The organism is Streptomyces minutiscleroticus, assembly GCF_014650875.1.
In the GTDB taxonomy this organism is placed as follows: domain Bacteria; phylum Actinomycetota; class Actinomycetes; order Streptomycetales; family Streptomycetaceae; genus Streptomyces; species Streptomyces minutiscleroticus.
Genome location: NZ_BMVU01000173.1, coordinates 1 through 1,867 on the forward strand (window position 1 = coordinate 1; position 1,867 = coordinate 1,867).

Here is a 1,867-nt window from a genome sequence, read left to right on the forward strand (position 1 = left end):
CCAGCGGCTGGTGGGGCGAGAGCTCGGCTCAGAGCTGGAGCAGGAACTGCAAGGAAGTGCCCGCAAGGCACGGCTCCTGGACCAGCGGGCCCCCGCAGAGACCGTGCGCGTGGTGACGGATGGACGGCTCGTCGTCGACATCGCGCGAGAGGTAGTGGCCGCCACCGGCTGGACGGAGCCCTACCTCGCCCCCACGCCATGATCACGAAAGTGCACCGGCCGGAACTCGGCATGGTCGCTGGAGAGCATCCCATCCCGCCTCGCCGGTGCGCAGCAGCACCGGCCCGCACAGGCGCCGCGAACGAAAACGGCGCCGCTTCCTCCTGGCCCAGGGAAGCGGCGCCACGCCAGCGGAGCGGGCCGGCCTAGCCCGCTGCCCGGACCGACTTGAGCGCCTGGGGCTGGCGCTTGGGCGGGGCGGTCTCGTACAGCGGCGCGCTGATCTCGGGAAGCTCACCGTCCTCGATCCGCTCGGCAGCGTCCTGGATGGCCTCTTGCAGCTCTTCCTGGGAGGCGTAGGAGGCGATGTAGGGGTGGAGGTAGTACGTGCGGTAGGTGCGCTCCTCGGGCCGCAGCATCAGGTTCCGGCTCTCCAGCAGCGCCATCGCCGTGTTCGCGGAGTTCCTCGACAGCCCCACCCGGGCCGCCAGCTCGGCCTGAGAGGCCTTGACCTCGCCGCCGGGCTCCCGGCGCTCGATCAGCACCCTCAGCATCTCCAGCGCGGCTTTGGTCAGTCCCAGCCGGTACAGCATTCCGAAACCGGCGCTCGCCTGGATCAACATGCCCGCCCCTCCTCATCGACCATTCCATCGTTTGATGGGCGTCATGCATTCTTCACCACTGAACGTCACTCGGCTTCATAGGGTTCTCACGCTTGCGTACTGGGTTTTTGTGCCGTCAGTTCAGTGAAAGTTGGTGTCGTCTTTCGAGTAAATCAGATTGCGCTCCTGTAGTGCGTTCTCAACCTTTGATCGGAACCCCAAAGCCATCCCAAAACTTATCTGTATAATTTTTCGAAGCACACTCGGTGCGAAGGGAACAGCAGCGAGCCTGGACAATCTTCGGCACTCATGCCAAGATCACGGCATGACTGCTATCCGAAAGGCTCATGCCGCGTAAGCGGCCTAGCGCGCTACGCGCTCAAAGCACAGTGCCCCGCCAGTTGTACTGGGGAGCGAGTCCCTGGTGGGACGAGCGTTTCCCTCTCCCATGGCCGACCCGTATCGACCGCCTTACCGGACGGACGGTCTCCGCCATCCACCGGGAAGAGTCCCGCCGACATGGTGAGGGCCTCTGGCCCGGTGCCACCCAGACAGCCCTGCGTCATTACCGGGCGTTCCTGGCCCGTCCGGGCCGCTACCTGTACCTGCGTAGGTCCCGCTGCCCCTGCGAAGGGTGCGAGCTGCAGGAGAACGTGGCCCTGGTCCGGGATCTTCTCGAGCTGGTCCTGTCCAGACTTCCTCCCCGGGCACGCCGTGACCTGGCGGCCCTGGTGGCCGAGTTGGACGAGGAGTTGTGGCGCAGGACCCTGCCCGATCCCTTCGCCTACCGCCAACCGTGGCGCACAGGGGGGTGGTGGCACTGGAGGATCTATGACGAGACCAGTCACCTCTGACACCGGCCTCCGCACCTCCTGCTGCCAGCTCGGGCCGTAGGCCCGTTGCCCCGCGCAAGCGGGGCCGGCCGGAGTGCAGCGCAGGCCATGCGGTCCCGCGCAGCGGGACCGCTCCAGGCGTCTGGAGCGCAGCGGAAGACGCCGGCCCGGGACGCAGTCCCGGGCGCGGCCCTAGCGGGCCGCCGCTCACGCGGAGCGGGAGCGGAATGCGCGCAGCGCATTCGCTGCCTCCGGGCAAAGCCCGGAGGGTAC

The 1,867-nt window shown here is 67.3% G+C and carries 1 protein-coding gene and 1 pseudogene; one reads left to right on the forward strand and one right to left on the reverse strand.

Annotated features, from left to right (window positions below; genetic code table 11):
* Positions 1-202: pseudogene (locus IE271_RS40730) on the forward strand (hypothetical protein); the annotation flags it as partial.
* 163 nt (positions 203-365) lie between these two features.
* On the opposite strand, the gene IE271_RS40735 reads toward IE271_RS40730, so the two are convergent.
* The gene (locus IE271_RS40735) at positions 366-782 is read right to left on the reverse strand and encodes a hypothetical protein (RefSeq protein ID WP_190195453.1); all 417 of its coding nucleotides are present in this window, start codon (positions 780-782) and stop codon (positions 366-368) included.
* Positions 783-1,867: the final 1,085 nt, after the last annotated feature.

Bases quoted from the DNA above. Each gene is read 5' to 3' on its own strand.
- IE271_RS40735 (WP_190195453.1), bottom strand. From the start codon at position 782: ATGTTGATCCAGGCGAGCGCCGGTTTCGGAATGCTGTACCGGCTGGGA.